This is a genomic window from Curtobacterium sp. MEB011 (genome assembly GCF_030209655.1).
Taxonomy (GTDB): domain Bacteria; phylum Actinomycetota; class Actinomycetes; order Actinomycetales; family Microbacteriaceae; genus Curtobacterium; species Curtobacterium poinsettiae.
Genome location: NZ_JARVRN010000012.1, coordinates 14,675 through 31,589 on the forward strand (window position 1 = coordinate 14,675; position 16,915 = coordinate 31,589).

14 protein-coding genes and 1 tRNA gene are annotated in these 16,915 nt (G+C 72.3%); 10 read left to right on the forward strand and 5 right to left on the reverse strand.

Features of this window, described 5'->3' with window-relative positions; translation table 11 throughout:
* The first annotated feature begins 97 nt into the window (after positions 1-97).
* Entirely contained in the window at positions 98-916 is an 819-nt protein-coding gene (locus QRN30_RS14905) for a TrmH family RNA methyltransferase (protein WP_017887288.1), read from the forward strand.
* On the opposite strand, the gene QRN30_RS14910 is transcribed toward QRN30_RS14905, so the two are convergent.
* Genes QRN30_RS14910 through QRN30_RS14920 form a run of 3 tightly spaced genes read right to left on the reverse strand, consistent with a single transcriptional unit; the run spans position 913 to position 4,381 of the window.
* Positions 913-2,568, reverse strand: a complete 1,656-nt coding sequence (locus tag QRN30_RS14910) for an AtzH-like domain-containing protein (protein WP_284761283.1) — start codon at positions 2,566-2,568, stop codon at positions 913-915. The two genes, QRN30_RS14905 and QRN30_RS14910, sit on opposite strands and share 4 nt — an antisense overlap.
* Entirely contained in the window at positions 2,565-3,707 is a 1,143-nt protein-coding gene (locus QRN30_RS14915) for an acetamidase/formamidase family protein (RefSeq protein WP_284761284.1), read from the reverse strand. The genes QRN30_RS14910 and QRN30_RS14915 overlap by 4 nt, the downstream gene beginning before the upstream one ends.
* Complete coding sequence (locus tag QRN30_RS14920; protein ID WP_042540895.1) at positions 3,704-4,381, reverse strand: FadR/GntR family transcriptional regulator; 678 nt, start codon at positions 4,379-4,381, stop codon at positions 3,704-3,706. The genes QRN30_RS14915 and QRN30_RS14920 overlap by 4 nt, the downstream gene beginning before the upstream one ends.
* 147 nt (positions 4,382-4,528) lie before the next feature.
* On the opposite strand from QRN30_RS14920, the gene QRN30_RS14925 reads away from it, so the two are divergent.
* From QRN30_RS14925 to QRN30_RS14940, 4 genes are read left to right on the forward strand one after another with little or no spacing between them, the layout of a single operon-like run.
* On the forward strand, positions 4,529-5,842 hold the full coding sequence (locus QRN30_RS14925; RefSeq protein WP_214563539.1) for an amidohydrolase family protein: 1,314 nt from the start codon (positions 4,529-4,531) through the stop codon (positions 5,840-5,842).
* A complete protein-coding gene (locus tag QRN30_RS14930) occupies positions 5,835-6,458 on the forward strand; it encodes a DUF1097 domain-containing protein (protein WP_056068696.1) in 624 nt (207 codons plus the stop codon). The genes QRN30_RS14925 and QRN30_RS14930 overlap by 8 nt, the downstream gene beginning before the upstream one ends.
* Positions 6,459-6,483: 25 nt before the next feature.
* Positions 6,484-7,716 (forward strand): D-alanyl-D-alanine carboxypeptidase family protein, encoded by a 1,233-nt coding sequence (locus QRN30_RS14935; RefSeq protein ID WP_284761285.1) that lies wholly within the window; start codon positions 6,484-6,486, stop codon positions 7,714-7,716.
* Positions 7,717-7,758: 42 nt separating this feature from the next.
* The gene (locus QRN30_RS14940; protein WP_284761344.1) at positions 7,759-9,132 is read left to right on the forward strand and encodes a serine hydrolase domain-containing protein; all 1,374 of its coding nucleotides are present in this window, start codon (positions 7,759-7,761) and stop codon (positions 9,130-9,132) included.
* A 154-nt stretch (positions 9,133-9,286) separates the two neighbouring features.
* On the opposite strand, the gene QRN30_RS14945 is transcribed toward QRN30_RS14940, so the two are convergent.
* Entirely contained in the window at positions 9,287-10,081 is a 795-nt protein-coding gene (locus tag QRN30_RS14945; protein WP_056068694.1) for an SGNH/GDSL hydrolase family protein, read from the reverse strand.
* Positions 10,082-10,104: 23 nt separating this feature from the next.
* On the opposite strand from QRN30_RS14945, the gene QRN30_RS14950 reads away from it, so the two are divergent.
* From QRN30_RS14950 to QRN30_RS14970, 5 genes are all read left to right on the forward strand, one after another.
* The gene (locus QRN30_RS14950; protein WP_284761286.1) at positions 10,105-11,268 is read left to right on the forward strand and encodes an acyl-CoA dehydrogenase family protein; all 1,164 of its coding nucleotides are present in this window, start codon (positions 10,105-10,107) and stop codon (positions 11,266-11,268) included.
* Between the two features lie 384 nt (positions 11,269-11,652).
* Complete coding sequence (gene dinB / locus QRN30_RS14955) at positions 11,653-12,897, forward strand: DNA polymerase IV (RefSeq protein WP_259575263.1); 1,245 nt, start codon at positions 11,653-11,655, stop codon at positions 12,895-12,897.
* A 173-nt stretch (positions 12,898-13,070) separates the two neighbouring features.
* Entirely contained in the window at positions 13,071-14,861 is a 1,791-nt protein-coding gene (locus QRN30_RS14960; RefSeq protein WP_042540322.1) for a DEAD/DEAH box helicase, read from the forward strand.
* A gap of 7 nt (positions 14,862-14,868) precedes the next feature.
* Positions 14,869-15,078 carry a hypothetical protein gene (locus tag QRN30_RS14965; protein WP_017887301.1) on the forward strand — a complete coding sequence of 70 codons (210 nt, stop codon included), beginning with the start codon at positions 14,869-14,871 and terminating at the stop codon, positions 15,076-15,078.
* Between the two features lie 32 nt (positions 15,079-15,110).
* On the forward strand, positions 15,111-16,439 hold the full coding sequence (locus QRN30_RS14970; RefSeq protein WP_017887302.1) for an NAD(P)/FAD-dependent oxidoreductase: 1,329 nt from the start codon (positions 15,111-15,113) through the stop codon (positions 16,437-16,439).
* 270 nt (positions 16,440-16,709) lie between these two features.
* Here the strand turns inward: QRN30_RS14970 and QRN30_RS14975 are convergent.
* Positions 16,710-16,795 (reverse strand) — tRNA-Leu (locus tag QRN30_RS14975).
* Positions 16,796-16,915 lie beyond the last annotated feature (120 nt).

Here is a 16,915-nt window from a genome sequence, read left to right on the forward strand (position 1 = left end):
CACCCTGTTCACGGTACCCTCAACACCCGACCGTCCCGGTCACTTCCCGAGCGGAGCACCGGGGACGCCATCGCCGCACCACACCGAAACGAGCCCCGTGCACCCCGTCCGCATCGACTCCCTCGACGATCCCCGCCTCGACGACTTCGCCCGGCTCACCGACGTGGCGCTCCGTCGGGTCTCGGAGCCCGAGGGCGGCCTGTACATCGCCGAGTCGAACACGGTCATCGAGCGGGCGGTCCGCGCCGGTCACGTGCCGCGCAGCATCCTGGTGCAGGAGAAGTGGCTCGACACCGTCCTGCCGCTGGTCGCGGAGCACGACGGTCCCGTCTTCGTCGGTGCGGACGCCCTGCTCGAGGAGCTCACCGGTTTCCGCATGCACCGCGGTGCGATCGCGGCGATGCAGCGTCCCGAGCTGCCGAGCGTCGCCGACGTGGTGCGGGACGCGAAGGTCGTCGTCGTGCTCGAGGACATCGTCGACCACACGAACGTCGGCGCGGTGTTCCGCAGCGTCGCCGGTCTCGGCGCCGACGCCGTGCTCGTCAGCCCGCGCTGCGCCGACCCGCTGTACCGCCGGAGCGTCCGGGTGAGCATGGGCACCGTCCTGCAGGTGCCGTGGACCCGCATCGGCGACTGGCCCGCGGCGGGTGAGGAACTCCGCGCACAGGGCTTCCACCTGGCCGCGATGGCACTGACGGACGAGTCCGTCGACCTCGACGCCTTCGTGGCGGACCTGCCCGACAGGGTCGCGCTCGTGATGGGGACCGAGGGGCAGGGACTGACGCCGGCCGCGATCGCGTCGGCTGACACGACCGTCCGCATCCCGATGGCACACGGCGTCGACTCGCTCAACGTGGCCGCGGCGAGCGCCGTCGGTCTGTGGGCGGTCACCCACGCCCGGCGGCTCGCCTCCTAGCGCACCACCGAGACCGTCGGGAGGCCCGTGGCGGGCTGGTCCGGCAGCATGCGCCCGGCACGGATCACCAGGGCACGGTCGGTGTCCGGTCCGCCGACCAGGCACACACCGACGGGAGCGCCGGCCACGGTCATCGCCGGTGCGCTCACCGCGGGGAGCCCGCCGACGCTCGCGAGCGCGGTCATCGCCGTGGTGGCGGTCCGGGTGCGCTCGAGCGCTCGGGCGTCCGCGTCCAGCAGCGGTGCGGGCCCGGGGACGGTCGGGAACAGCAGGGTCCGACCGGCGAGGGCACCGCGGATCGTCGTGCGCACGGCGTCCAGGGCGGTGACGGCGTCGGCGGTCGCGTCGGGGTCGTTCGCCCCGGCCGCGCGGAACCGGTCACCGACCACGGCGCTCAGCGCTCCGGGGTGCGCGTCGATCCAGGGGCCGTGTGCTGCCAGGGCCTCGGCGGCCTGGACGAGCCGCAGCTGCTCCTGCAGGGCTCGGGGCTCCGGCATGCCGAGGTCGCGCAGTCGGACGGTGGCGACGGGTTCGTCGAGGGTCTCGACGAAGGCCGTGAAGGCCCGGGCGGTGTCCGGTTCGACGAGCGCGACGAGTTCCTCGGGGACGACGAGCACCGTCGCGTCGACCGCCTCGTCCGGCCCGGGCATCGGCGGGACGGTGGCGTCGAGGGCGGCGAGCAGCACCTCAGGGCTGCGGGTGAGCCACCCGACGGTGTCGAACGACGGCGCCAGGGGGAGCAGCCCGTCGCGGGACACCGTGCCGTGGGTCGTCCGGAGGCCCCAGAGTCCCTGGTACGAGGCGGGGACCCGCACCGAGCCCGCGGTGTCCGTGCCGATCCCGATCTCGACCATCCCGAGGCCGACGGCCGATGCGGATCCGCTGGACGAGCCTCCCGGCAGTCGGGTGGGGGCCGCGCTGTTCGGCGGTGTGCCGTGGTGCGCGTTCCGGCCGGTCAGGTTGTAGGCGAACTCGTCGGTGCGTGCGATCCCGCGGATCGACGCGCCGGCGGCGAGGAGCGCGGCGACCGCGGGGGCGGCCGTCGTCTCGACCGGTGCCTCGTGCAGGTACGTCGGGTTGCCCGCGCCGACCGGCTGGCCGGGCACGGCGTAGAGGTCCTTGACGGCGATGGTCAGGCCGTCGAGCGGCCCCACGGCGGTGGGTGCGACGAGCGGGTCGCCGACGGCCCGCCAGACGGTGGTGTCGACGGCTTTCGGGCGGCCGGTGACGTGGGCCGCTTCGATGCGCCAGCGGGGTCCGGCGCCGGGGTCGGTGTCGGTGTCGCCTTCGCCGTCGCGGCGCCAGAGCTGGGTCTGGAGGCCCTGCCCACCCGCGGCGAACCGGGACACCGACACGACGAGGGCGCGGTCCTCGGTCAGGGGGCGGACCTCGACGTGCGTCAGCGACCGGGTCGCGACCCCACCCCGTGCCCCGCGGAACGCGCTGATCGCGTCGTGCCCGACGAGCAGGCCGCGGTCGTCGCCGCGCATCGTGCCGGGGGAGTCGACGAAGGCGGCGTCGAGGGCGTCGAGGTCGTTCGCCAGCAGTGCCGTCTCGTAGGCGTGGATGGCTGCGAGCAGGCCGGCCGGGGCCTCGGGCGCGTCCGGCGTGGCCGGGGTGTGCGTCTTGGTCGACGTTCCGGGCATGGTCATCGGGCAGGCTCCTCGAAGTCGGCCTTGCGGATGCGGGCGTGGACACCGGTCACCAGGTCCACCACCTGCGAGATGTTGAAGTCGGTCGCGGCGGACAGGTACGCGTACGCCAGGTGACGATCCATGCCCCAGCGGGCACCGAGGATCGCGACGGCGTGCCGGACGCACTGCCGGACGGCCTCGTCGAGGTCGGGGTCCATGCCGGTGGGCACCAGGAACTCCTGCGTCTCGGCGACGGGCCAGACCAGGTCGCCGAAGCGGGCGGCGGCCTCGGCTGCCGGGGTCAGGTCGAAGCGGATCGTGGCGCGGAGCGAGGCCTCCATCGCGGTGAGCGCCACCTCCCCGTCGCCCTGGGCGAAGTGCGGGTCGCCGACGTGGGCCAGCGCACCGGGAACGAGCACCGGCAGGTGCAGCTGCGAACCGACCTGCAGCAGGTTGACGTCGATGTTCCCGCCGTGACGACCGGGCGGGACGGAGTGCAGCCGCTCGCCGGGGGTCGCGACGCCCATGATCCCGAGGAACGGTGCCAGGGGGAAGTGCGCGAAGCGGTCGCCCGCGGCGGTGAGCGGGATGCGGCCCCGTCGCCCCTGGGCGGTGTCGACGACGTCGGCGAAGACGCTCACCGTCGTGCCGTCGACCGGGAACTCGCCGTGCAGGGCACCGCGGCCGTGCCGGTTCGAGACCACGCCGTAGTGCACCCGGGGCAGGGTCTCGAGCACCGTCATGGTCAGGACGTCACCGGGGCGGGCGCCGCGCACCGCGATCGGACCGGACACCACGTGGGGGCCGTCCGCCGTGGGGTCGCGGTGTCCGGAGCGGGCGATCGCGACGGCGTCGGCGAGGACGTGCTCCGGGGCGACACCGTGGTCGCCGAACCAGGCGACGGGGTCGCTGCCCTGGTCGGGCAGGATCCCCTCGTGGCTGACGGTGTCGATGGTGACGGACTCCCCGGCACCGATCGTCAGGGCGGGGACGTCACCGTCGCTCGGCAGCCGACCCCACAGGACGGTCTCCGGGTCGACGGGCAGGGAGTGGTCGCCGCGGACGGGCCCGGAGCCGGGCTGCAGGGTCGGGACCGCGGGGGCGGTGTTCTGGTGTGCGGTGGTGCGGTGTGCGCTGGTGTGGTGTGCGGTGGTCATCGGTCCGTCCTCCGTTCGACCAGGTGGGCCACGTCGGCGAGGTGGTCGGCCATCGCCCGGGCCGCGCCGTCGACGTCGTGCTGCCGGATCCGCTCGAGGATCCGCTCGTGCCACTCGAACGACGACCGCCGCCCCTCGCTGGTGCTGTGCGACCGGGCACGGACGTCCTGCACCCATCCGCTGCTGAGCTCGCACAGCGACACGAGCAGGGGGTTGCCCGAGGTGCGGGCGACCTGCACGTGGAAGGCGACGTCCTGCGCGAGCGACTCCTCCGGACTGAGGCCCGCGTGCGTGGCGGCGAGGATGCGTTCCAGGGTGAGCAGGTCGGCCGCACCCGCCCGCGCCGCCGCGAGTCCCGCGACCTGCGGCTCCACGACCGTCCGGAACTCGGCGACGTGCTCGGCCCGGTGGTCCAGGTCGTCGCGGTGGTGGTCGAGCAGGGCCGACGCCTCCTCCGGCCTCGGCAGCACGACGGTGCCACGACCAGGGGTCCGGGAGACCAGGCGACGGCGCTCCAGCTCCTGCAACGCCTCGCGGATCGTCGTGCGGGACACGGCGAGGTCCTCGGCGAGGGTGCGTTCCGGCGGCAGCTTGTCGCCGGGCTGCAGGTCGTCGAGCACGAGCGTGCCGAGGTGGGCGGCGGTCGCCGCACTCAGGGTCCGTCCACGGTGCATGCCATCGACCGTAGGGCCCGTTGGTCTGCTTGGTTCATTGGTACGACCAACTTTTACACGGCCGTCACATCCGGCGTCGGAACCCGAAACACGGTGGGCGAATGGTGGAGCACACCCCGCCAGCACCGACCGGAAGAGAGGTCCGACGTGGACCTGGTCCTCACCAACGCACGGCTGACCGACGGCCGTTCCGTCGACGTCACCATCGCCGACGGCGTGATCGTCAGCGTGGCCGACGCGCTGCCCGGTCCGGGCTCGGCGCACGGCACCGGCACCGGTGCTGCTCCCACCCGCGTGGTCGACTGCGCCGGCCGCGTCGTCATCCCCGGACTCATCGAAGCGCACCTGCACGTCGACAAGGCCCTGCTCGACCGGGAACGCCCGAACCCCGACGGCACCCTCGCCGGAGCCATCGCCGTCACGGGCGAGCTCAAGCGCGGCTTCACCCACGCCACCGTCCGCGACCGCGCCCGCACCCTGCTCGACCAGGCCATCACGAACGGCACGACCCTCGTCCGCGCACACCCCGACGTCGACCCGATCGTCGGGCTCACCGGCGTCGAGGTCCTGCTCGACCTGCGCGACGAGTACCGGGACGCCCTCGACCTGCAGATCGTCGCCTTCCCCCAGGAGGGCATCGCGAAGGCACCGGGCACGCTGGCCCTGCTCCGCCGGGCGCTCGCCGCAGGGGCAGACGTCATCGGCGGCTGCACCTACAACGAGCGCACCCTCGCCGCGTGCCACGAGCACGTCGAGACCGTCCTGGACCTCGCCGAGGAGTTCGGCGTGCCGGCGGACCTGCACGCCGACTTCGCCGACGACACCTCCGACCCGCGGTACGCGCTCGCCGGGCACATCGCCGACCGTGTGGCCGCCCGCGGGCTGCAGGGGCGGGTGGCGCTCGGCCACGTGACCTCGGTCGCCAGCCTGCCCCGCGGCGAGCGCAGGGTGCTGTTCGACCGCCTGGCCGCCGCCGGGGTCGCCGTCGTGCCGCTGCCCGCGACCGACCTGCACCTCGGCGGCCGGTCCGACGACCACGACGTCCGCCGCGGGGTCGTGCCGGTCCGTGAGCTCTGGGACGCCGGCGTCACGAGCGCGTACGCGTCGAACAACGTCCGGAACGCCTTCACCCCGTTCGGGAACGCCGACCTGCTCGACGTCGGGCTCCTGCTGGCCCAGACCGGGCACCTGTCCGGACCGGACGACCTGCGACGGGTGCTCGCGATGGCCACCACCGGTGCCGCGCAGGTCGTCGGCGTCGCGGACACCCACGGCATCCGGCCCGGTGCCGCCGCCGACCTCGTCGTGCTCTCCACCACGGACCCGGACGGCGTGCTGCTCGACCGGCCGGACCGCGCCCTCGTCGTCAAGCGCGGCCGGGTCGTCGCCGAGACCACCAGGACCACCCGACTCACCACCAGCCGCACCACGAACCGATCGAAGGAACTCAGCCATGCGTGAACGGATCCCGCACGAGATCGTCGCCTCCGTCCTGGCCGGTGCCACGGCGTTCATCGGGGGCAACGCCCTGCACCTGCCGACCTGGGCGATCTTCATCAGCTGGGCGGGGATGTTCCTGCTCGGCAGCAAGCCGACGCTGCGGAACGCCACCCGGCTCTGGGCCGCGATGCCGATCGGGTCGGCGTTCGGTCTGGTCATCGTCCTGCTCGACCAGCGGTTCGGCACGCTCTTCGGCGAGGGGCAGGCGGCGCAGAACACCGTGCTGGCGCTGCTCATCCTCGTCGTGAACTGCGCGCTGATGTACACCGGTCGCACGAAGCTGTTCGGGCTGGTCCCCGGGATGTTCCTCGGGTTCGCCTCGTTCTTCGCGACGTGCTTCGGCGGGTTCGGCTTCGACCCGGGGAACGCCTGGGCCGCCTGGGTCTCGGTCGTGCTGATGAACGCGCTCGGCCCGGTGTTCGCGTACCTGTCCCGTCGCCTGACCTTCGCGCGGCCCGAGACGACCGGCGCGGCCGATGTGGCCGACCCGGCCGTGGGTGCGCACCCCGCCAGCCCGGCCGCCCAGGCCCCTGCTCCGGAACGGCAGCCCGACCAGCCGGTCGCAGCCTCGGCCTAGGAGCGGACCGGTACGCTCGGGTCCCGTGTCACGAGTCGTCCGCCGCCCCCGCTCCGCTGTCCGGAGGCCGGTCACGATCTCGGTGGTCGCCGTGCTGCTCCTGGTGGCCGGGTACCTCGTCGCCGCGGCCGTCGTGCCGTTCGGTCCGGCGAGCGCCAGCACCACCACCTACTCGGCACCGAGGACGACTGCCCCGGCACTGAGCTTCCCGGGCTACGGCGCGACCGCGGTCGAAGCGACGGACTTCCCCGAGAGCCTGCGTACCAGCGGCGACACGAAGCCCCGGTCCATCGCGAGCATCACGAAGGTCGTCACGGCGCTCGTGGTGCTCGACGAGAAGCCGATGGCGCTCGGACAGTCGGGCCCGGCCATCCGCTTCACGAAGCAGATGGAGGGCCTGTACGCGAAGTACGCGGCGCAGAACGGCGAGGTCGCCCCGATGCCGGCCGGCCTGAAGCTCACCGAGCACCAGGCGTTCCAGGTGATGCTCATGAAGTCGGCCAACAACTACGCCGGCGCGCTCGCCATCTGGGCCTTCGGATCCCTCGACGCCTACGAGCGAGCGGCCGCGAAGTGGCTCGACGAGCAGGGCCTCGACGACACGACGATCCACGAGCCGACCGGCCTCGACCCGGACAACACCTCGACCGCGACCGACCTGGTCGAGCTCGGGCAGCTGGCGCTCGCGAACCCGGTCGTCAAGGACATCGTCGGCACGCAGGACGTCACGATCCCGACGGTCGGCGCGATCGAGAACTCGAACAAGCTCCTCGGGCTCGACGGCGTCGAGGGGATCAAGACCGGCACGCTCGACGAGGCCGGGGCCTGCCTGCTGTTCGCGGCGACGTACGAGCGTGGCGGCAGGCAGGTCACCGTCGTCGGCGTGATGCTCGGTGGCGTGGACCACGACTCCCTCGACAACGACGTGCAGCGGTTGCTGCGGTCCGTCGCGGACAACTTCCAGGTGGTGACGCTCACCCACCAGGGGCAGACCTTCGGCACCTTCTCGACCCCGTGGCAGGACGAGGCGGACGCGGTCACGACGAAGGCCGCCGAGGTGCTCGTGTGGGGGAAGACCACGGTCACCGCGAAGGCGACGCTCGAGCGGGTGACCTTCGGCACGAAGGGCGAGCGGGTCGGGCAGGTCCGGTTCCGCATCTCCGACCACGACCCGGTCACGGTGCCGCTCGCGCTCGCGCGGACGATCGACGACCCCGGCGTCTGGTGGCGTTGGACGAACCCGTTCCAGGGGGCGTGACGCTCGTCGGTGCCCGACCGTAGAGTCGGTCGGGTGACGACGATGACGACGTTCCCCCGGACCACCCCCTCCGCCCTCGACGTCGACGCCCGCGGAGTCCTCGCGTTCGTCGACGCCCTCGAGTCGACACCCGGCGTCGAGCCGCACAGCTTCATGCTGCTCCGGCACGGCCAGGTCGCTGCCGAGGGGTGGTGGCAGCCGTACTCGGCCGACCGCGTGCACCTGCTCTACTCGCTGAGCAAGAGCTTCACCGCAGCGGCCGTCGGCATCGCCGTGCGACAGGGCCTGGTCGACCTCGACGCGACCGTGCTGTCGTACTTCCCGGAGCTCGACGCCGACGTCACCGATGAGCGCAGCCGCCGGATGCGGGTGCGGCACCTGCTCGCGATGGCGAGCGGGCACCGCGAGGAGACGCTCGAACGGGCGGAGGCCCTCGATCCGACGAACACGGTGCGCGGGTTCCTGCTGCTCCCGCCGGACGAGGAGCCCGGCTCGGTCTTCGCGTACAACCAGCCGTGCACGTACACGCTCGCGAGCATCGTCCGGCGCGTGACCGGCGGGTCGCTCGTGGCCTGGCTCCGCCCGCACCTGCTCGACCCGCTCGGCATCGACGACCTCGCGTGGCGCCGCGACGACACCGGCGCGGAGTTCGGGTTCAGCGGGTGCTACGCCACGACCGACGCGGTCGCGAAGCTCGGCCAGCTGTACCTGCAGGACGGCGTCTGGAACGGCGAGCGGATCCTCGACGCCGACTGGGTCGAACAGGCCACGAGCACGCAGGTCGCCAACCCGGACGAGGCCAACCCGGACTGGTCGAAGGGGTACGGCTTCCAGTTCTGGATGGCCCGCCACGGTTTCCGCGGCGACGGCGCCTACGGTCAGTTCTGCGTCGTCCTGCCGGAGCAGGACGTCGTGCTCGCGATCACCGGTCAGACCGTCGACATGCAGGCGGTCCTCGACGCGGCCTGGCAGCACCTCCTGCCCGCCGTCGACGGCACGACCGACACGGATGCGGACACCGCACTGGAGGCCCGGCTCGCCTCCCTCGGGCTGCCACCGGTGCAGGGTGGTCGCCTTCCGGAGCACCTCGCCGACGTCGAGCTGCGGTCGCGTCCCGGCGGGATCCTCGATGCCGCCACGTTCACGCGCGGTGCAGACGGGATCCGCCTGACGATCACCGACGACGGCCGGTCGGAGTCCGTGCCGCTCGGCGAAGGACTGTGGGCCGTCGAGGGTGCCCTCGCGGCGAGTGCGGCGACCGAGCCGGAGGGCACCGTGCTCGTCGCGGTCCGCTTCCTGGAGACCCCGCACCTGCTGCACCTGCGCATCGACCTCGACGCGGGCACGGTCGGGGCGAAGTGGAAGACCGAGCCGCTGCACGACGGTCCGATGACGCTCCGTCGCCCCGCGGACTGACCTGTGCCGACCACGGGGTGCGCACGACCCCGTTCGCGGCGCGCACGACACGGTTCGCGCCCCCGTAGCGTCATCGCGCCCTGGTGAGCCGGGGCGCGATGACCGTGGTGGGGCGCGGCTGCGGAGGCGTGCGGACTCGAAGGGGCGTCGTCGGCTACGGGGTGTCGGAGGGGTGCTCGGTGACGATCTGCAGCTCGGGCCGCTTCGCCGTCACCCCGTCGCCGGACGAGGTGTGCTTGATGCGGCGGACCACCCACGGCACCAGGTACTCCCTGGCCCACCCGAGGTCCTCGGCGCGGGCCTCGCGCCACGGGCGTGCCTCGAGCGGGTCCGGGTTGAACGGTTCGAGTCCGTGCGGCACACCGAGGGTGTCGAGCACCGCGGCGGCGATCGTGGAGTGGCCCATCGGGGAGTGGTGCAGCCGGTCCGGAGCCCACATCCGCGGGTCCCGGAGCACGCGGAGTGCCCACATGTTGGCCACCAGGGCGCCGTGCTTCAGGGCGATGGCGTGCAGGTTCTCGTTGTAGATCGCCGTCTTGCCGCGGACCATGCCGAGCACCGGGGTCATCCCGACGTCCGGGCCGGTGAACAGCACGACGGTGGCACCGTCGCGCCGCAGGTCCGCGACGAGCCGGTCCACCCGTTCGGCGAGTTCGTCCGGGTCCGAGCCGGGGCGGATGATGTCGTTGCCGCCGGCCGACACCGTGATGAGGTCCGGGTGCAGGGCGACGGCGGCCTCGGCCTGCTCGTCGATGATCTGCTGGAGCAGCCGCCCGCGGATCGCGAGGTTCGCGTACGCGAAGTCGTCCGTCTGGTGTGCCAGCACCTCGGCGACGCGGTCCGCCCAGCCGCGGTTGCCGCCCGGGACGGTCGGGTCGGGGTCCCCGATCCCCTCGGTGAACGAGTCACCGATCGCGACGTACCTGGTCCAAGGATGACGATCTGACACGTCCCGGACCCTAGTCTCGTGGCATGACGAAGGCCAACACGGACGCCGTCGGCTGGTCGGTGCCCGACGAACTGCTCGACCGCATCGCCGGGCGCGCCTCCGGGTACGACGCCGCGAACGCGTTCTGCACCGAGGACCTCGACGAGCTCCGCGCCGCCGGCTACCTGCGGATCGGTGTCCCCGTCGAGCAAGGCGGGGCGGGCCTCGGCCTCCGCGCCACCGCCGACGTGCAGCGCGCCCTCGCCCAGGCCGCGCCGGCGACGGCGCTCGGCCTCGGCATGCACCAGGTGTGGGTGCAGGCGGCGCGCGCCGTCCGTGCGCGAGGTGAGTCGTTCCTCCAGGCCGTCACCGACCACGCGGCGGACGACCAGCTGCTCGCCTTCGGGGTGAGCGAACCCGGCAACGACGCCGTGCTGTTCGACTCGTCGACGACGGCGGAGCCGGACGGCGACGGCGGGTACCGGTTCACCGGCACGAAGGTGTTCACCTCCCTCGCTCCGGCGTGGGACGTCATGAGCGTCTTCGGCAAGGACACCTCGGGGGCGGAACCCCGGCTCGTGCACGGCTTCGTGCTGCGGTCGGACGGCGACGTCGAACACCTGGACGACTGGGACACGCTCGGGATGCGCGCGACGCAGAGCCGCACCACGAAGCTGCACGGCGTGCACGTCCCGGCTGGCCGCATCGTCCGGTCACTGCCGGTCGGGCCGAACCAGGACCCACTCGTGTTCGGGATCTTCGCCTCGTTCGAGCTCCTCATCGCGTCGGTGTACGCCGGGATCGCCGAGCGGGCGATCGCGCTCGCGGCGACCGCCGTGGCGGGGCGGACCGCGGCCGACGGTACTCGGCGGTCGGAGGACCCCGACGTGCGCCGGGCGATCGCCGACCTGCGCGGCGCGGTCGACGCGATCACGCTGCAGGTCCACTCGTTGGCGCGGTCGGTCGACGAGGTCGACGACCTCGGAGCCCGGTGGTTCCCGCTGCTCGTCGGCACGAAGGCGCGGGCCGTGGACGCGGCGCAGCACGTCGTGGACGAGGCCATGCGCGTCGTCGGCGGCTCGGCGTTCCGGGCGTCGAGTGAGCTGGCGCGGCTGGCGCGTGACGTCCGGGCGGGGCAGTACCACCCGTCGTCGCGCGACTCCGCGGCGCGGACGATCGCCGCGTCGGTGCTCGGCCCGCTCGGCTGAGCGCTGCGCTCCGGGGCGCTTCCCGTGCGAGGGTGGCGTGGCCGCGCACCGTGCGGGGTCCGTCGGCAGGTGCGAGGTTGGCCGATCGGTGTTGCCTTGCGGCGCCGCACCGTGCGACCGACCCGGCACCGAGTTGCGAAGGGCGCGCGGTGCCGCGGGCGATGGCGTGGCGGCGCACCGTGCGGGGTCCGTCGGCAGGTGCGAGGTTGGCCGCTCGGTGCTGCCTTGTGGCGTCGCACCGTGCAACCAACCCGGCACCGAGTTGCGAAGGGCGCACGGTGCGATGACGGGCGAGCAACCGCGCACGACGGGACGAACCTCGCACCGTGCGGCCGTCGGCACGCCCGGCACGGCGATGTCGGTGGCGCCTGGCATCATCTCGGTGTGAGCAAGCAGGACGGACGGAACCGCCTCGTCTCCGACGCACCGGTGGACGACGTCTCGGCGACCGTGCTGCACGTCGACATGGACGCCTTCTTCGCCTCCGTCGAACTGCTCGACCGCCCCGACCTGCAGGGCCTGCCGGTCATCGTGGGCCACGACTCCGACCGCTCCGTCGTCACGGCGGCCACCTACGAAGCCCGTCGGTACGGCGTGAACTCCGCCATGCCGATGGCCGTCGCCAAACGCCGCTGCCCGAACGCCGTGATCGTCGAACCGCACTTCGAGAAGTACCGGGCGAAGTCCGCGTCCGTGATGGCGATCTTCGACCGGTTCACCCCACGGGTCGAGCGGCTCGGCATCGACGAGGCGTTCCTCGACGTCGCCGGCGCGCTCCGGCTCTACGGCACGCCGTGGCAGATCGGCCAGGCGATCCGCCGCACGGTCTTCGCCGAGACCGGGCTGCACTGCTCGGTCGGTGCGGCATCGACCAAGTTCGTGGCGAAGCTCGCCTCCAGCCGGTCGAAGCCGGACGGCCTGCTCGTGGTGCCCGGAGCGGACACCGTGGCGTTCCTGCACCCGCAGCCCGTCTCCGCGCTCTGGGGCGTGGGCGGCAAGACGCAGGAGACGCTCGAACGCCGGGGCATCCGCACCGTCGGCGACCTGGCGAACACCCCGCTCGGCTCGCTCGTCTCGGCACTCGGCCCGGCCGGCGGGCAGCGGCTGCACGACCTGTCCTGGGGTCGCGACCCGCGCGTGGTCGACACCGGCGTCGGCGAGAAGTCGATCGGGCACGAGGTCACCTTCGGCCGCGACCTGACCGAGCGCGACGACGTCGCTCGCGAACTCCTCCGCCTGGCCGACAAGGTCGCGGTCCGCCTGCGCCAGGCCGACGTGCAGGCCCGGACGGTGGCGCTCAAGGTCCGCTACACCGACTTCACCACGCTGACCCGGTCGCGCACCCTGGCGGAACCGACCGACGTCGCGAAGCGCCTGCACCGCGAAGCCGTCGAGCTGTACGACGTGCTGCACCGACCCGGCAACCAGATCCGGCTGATCGGCGTGCGCGGCGAGAACCTCGTGCCCACGGCTGCCAGCAACGCCCTGTGGGACGACGACGCGCCGTGGCGTGACACCGAGACCACCGTGGACGCGGTCGCCGCTCGCTTCGGCGCCGGCGTCCTGCGACCGGCATCCCTGGTCCGTCGGACCCCTGACGGGGGCGTCCCGCACGCTCGGCAGGACTGACGGTGGCGGTAGAATCGGGTTCAGTGAGCGCAGCGGAGTACGAAGACCAGCAGCCCGCCACGCTGTGGGCGGAGTCGGGTGACGACCAGTCCGGCGCCGGCGGCAAATCGCCGACGCTCGACACGGCGCAGGCCGACGGTGACGCCGCCCGTGACGAAGCCGACGCCGCGGCCCTGGCCGAAGCGGCCGGCAACTCGGCGGTCCAGCACCTGTCGCCGGCGTTCCCGGACCGGGCCGCATGGGGCACGGCATCGAAGCTCCGTGCCTGGCAGATCGAAGCGCTCACGAAGTACTTCGAGAAGGAACCCCGCGACTTCCTGACGGCAGCGACCCCGGGTGCCGGCAAGACCACCTTCGCGCTCCGACTGGCGACCGAGCTCCTGGCCCGCGGCACCGTCGACCGCATCGTCGTCGTCGCACCGACCGAGCACCTGAAGCGCCAGTGGGCCGACTCCGCCGACCGCGTGGGCATCCGGATCGACCCGATGTTCAAGAACGGCGACGGCATGTTCGGCCGGCACTACCAGGGCGTCGCGATCACCTACGCCCAGGTCGGCATGAACCCCGAAGTGCACAAGCGCATCACCGAGGGCGGGCGCACCCTGGTCGTCCTCGACGAGGTCCACCACGGCGGCGACGCCCTGACGTGGGGCGACGGCATCAGGGAAGCGTTCTCCGGTGCCACCCGACGGCTCTCGCTGTCGGGGACCCCGTTCCGGTCCGACACCGCACCGATCCCGTTCGTGCAGTACGCCCCCGACGAGCAGGGCATCCGCACCTCGATCTCCGACTACAACTACGGCTACGGCCGCGCACTCAAGGACGGCGTCGTCCGCCCGGTGCTGTTCATGGCCTACGCCGGCCAGATGCGCTGGAAGACCCGGATGGGCGACGAGATGTCGGCCTCGTTGGGTGAGCAGGTCACGAAGGACATCACGGCCCAGGCCTGGCGCACCGCACTGTCGCCCGAGGGCGAGTGGATGCCGGCCGTGCTCTCCGCCGCCGACAAGCGCCTGACCGAGGTCCGCCGTGGTGTGCCCGACGCCGGCGGTCTGGTCATCGCCACGGACACCACCACGGCCCGCGCCTACGCCCGGATCCTGCAGCAGATCACGGGGGAGCGCCCGACCGTGGTGCTGTCCGACGAAGCCGCGGGGTCGAGCCGCATCAGCGCCTTCGCCGAGGACACCTCGCGCTGGATGGTCGCCGTCCGCATGGTCTCCGAAGGCGTCGACGTCCCACGGCTCTGCGTCGGCGTCTACGCCACGAGCGCGAGCACGCCGCTGTTCTTCGCACAGGTCATCGGCCGCTTCGTCCGTGCCCGTCGTCGTGGTGAGACCGCGAGTGTCTTCCTGCCGAGCGTCCCCGGCCTGATGGCCCTCGCCGCCACCCTCGAGCTCGAGCGCGACCACGCCCTCGACCGCCCGAAGGACGCCGACGACGGGATGTACAACCCCGAAGACGCCATGGTCGCCGAGGCCAACAAGGAAGACCGTGCGTCCGAGAGCCTGCTCGAGGTCCAGCCGTTCGAGGCGCTCGACTCGCAGGCGTCCTTCGACCGCGTCCTCTACGACGGCGGCGAGTTCGGTACCGGCGGCGAGGTCGGTTCCCTCGAGGAGCTCGACTTCATCGGCATCCCGGGGCTCCTCGAACCCGATCAGGTGCGCGACCTCCTGCGCGCCCGGCAGGCGACCCAGGCCAAGCGGTCCAAGGGCCGGACGGCCAAGGACGGCCTGCCCAAGGCGCCCGAGCCCGACCGCCCGATGTACATGACGATCAAGGAACAGCGGACCGAGCTCGCCCGGCTCGTGTCGATCTGGTCCCGTCACTCGAACGAGCCGCACGGATCGATCCACGCCGAACTCCGGCGCATCAGCGGCGGTCCGGCCGTGGCACAGGCGAGCATCGAGCAGATCCAGAAGCGCATCGACATCCTGCGCTCCCGCATCGGCGGACGTCGGTGACGGCCGCGTGATCGAGCCGGTCGACGATCGCACCTGGTACGTCAAACGGGATCCCGAGGCGTCGCCCGAGGCGATCATCGACCGCTTCGGCGGCGGCTACCGGCTGCGCCGCTTCTCGCTCACCGAGTCCCGCCGCACCCCGCACGGGGTGTTCACGGGCCCAGAACTCGCCGAGACCGCGTGGTGGCGGCTCCGCGACAGGCCGCGGAACTCATGACGCGCCAAGCCAAAGTCCGGTAGACCGGAGGAATGGCAGACTCGATCCCTCACGTCCTCGTCCTCGGCGGCGGCTCCGCTGGCTACGCCACGGTCAAGCAGCTCCAGAAGCACGCGGCCACGGTGCCCATGCGGATCACGCTGGTGGACCAGAACACCTACTACACGTACCTGCCGTTCCTGCCCGAGGTCGCCGGTGGCCACATCGCGCCGAAGGACGTCACCGTCGAGCTGCGCCGTGCGCTGCGCAAGACCCGCGTGATCCAGGGCAAGGTCACCGCGATCTCCTCGGCCGACAAGACCGTGTCGATCGCGACCGCCGGCGGCGACGACCGCACCCTCGGCTACGACCAGCTCGTCGTCGCCCTCGGCTCCGTCACCCGCACGTTCCCCACCCCCGGACTCGAGGAGTACGGCGTCGGCTTCAAGAGCGTCGAAGAGGCCGCCTACGTGCGCGCCAAGCTCCTCGACAACATCGCGAAGGCTGCTGCCACGCGGGACGAGGACGAGCGCCGTCGTCTGCTGACCAGCGTGTTCGTCGGCGGTGGCTACACCGGCGTCGAGGCGATCGGTGAGCTGTTCGACGTGTCGCAGGCCGCCATCAAGACCTACCCGTCGCTCGCCGGCGAGCAGCCCCGCTGGGTGCTCATCGACGCGCTCGACCGCGTCGCGCCCGAGGTCGGCCCGGAGCTGTCCAAGTGGACGCTCGAGTCGCTCCGTGCCCGCGGGATCGACGTCCGCCTGAAGACCACCATGCCGAGCGCCGAGGGTGGTGTCGTCAAGTTCTCCGACGGCGACGAGTTCGCCACCGGACTGCTCGTCTGGACCGCAGGCGTCAAGCCGAACCCGCTCCTCGACGCCTCCGACCTGCCGCGCGGGCCGAAGGGCCACCTCGCCGCGAACGCGAAGCTCCAGGTCGAGGCCGAGGACACCCACCAGGTCGTCGAGGGCGTCTGGGGCCTGGGCGACGTCGCGCAGGTGCCCGACCTGACCGCCGACAAGCAGCCGGCGTTCTACCCGCCGAATGCGCAGAACGCCGTCCGTCAGGCCGTGGTCGCCGCCGACAACATCGTCGCGACAATCACCGGCAAGCCGCTCGAGGAGTACCGCCACCCCTCCATCGGCACCGTCGCGTCGTACGGTGTGGGCAAGGGTGCCGCGAACATCAAGGGCATCAAGATGACCAACCTGTTCGCATGGCTCGCGCACCGCGCCTACCACGTGTACGCGATGCCGACCCTGAACCGGAAGGCGCGCATCGTCATCGGCTGGATCACGGGCGCCGTGTCCGGTCGCGACGCGACCTCCCTGATCAAGGAGACCGACCCGCGACGCAACTTCGTCGAGGCGTCGAAGAGCTAGACGTACCCACAGATCGGACGGGAGGCGCGGTGCCAGCTGGCACCGCGCCTCCCGTCCGTACGTGCTGCGTTCGCACCGTGCTGTGTTCACGATCTGGTGCGGTGTTGCGTGTTCGGTGCGCGCTTGCAGCGCCGCACGGAGCGCGGAACCTCGCACGGGTTGGGGAGGTGTGCGCGGAGGACGCCCTGAGCGCAGCGATGGCGACACTCGCCGGGAAGACACAACAGAAAATGCCCCCCGACCGAAAGGTCAGGGGGCATGCATTTCCTGTGTCCGAGAGGGGACTTGAACCCCTACGCCCTAATACGGGCACTAGCACCTCAAGCTAGCGCGTCTACCAATTCCGCCACCCGGACAGGGTGTCTGGTGTCTGTTTCCCGGGGCGAACCCGGCGTTCCTGCCGAGAGAAGACACTAGCACGGGTCTGAACGCGCGATGAACACGGGAGCGCATCCCGGGCGAGTCCTCGGTGTGCC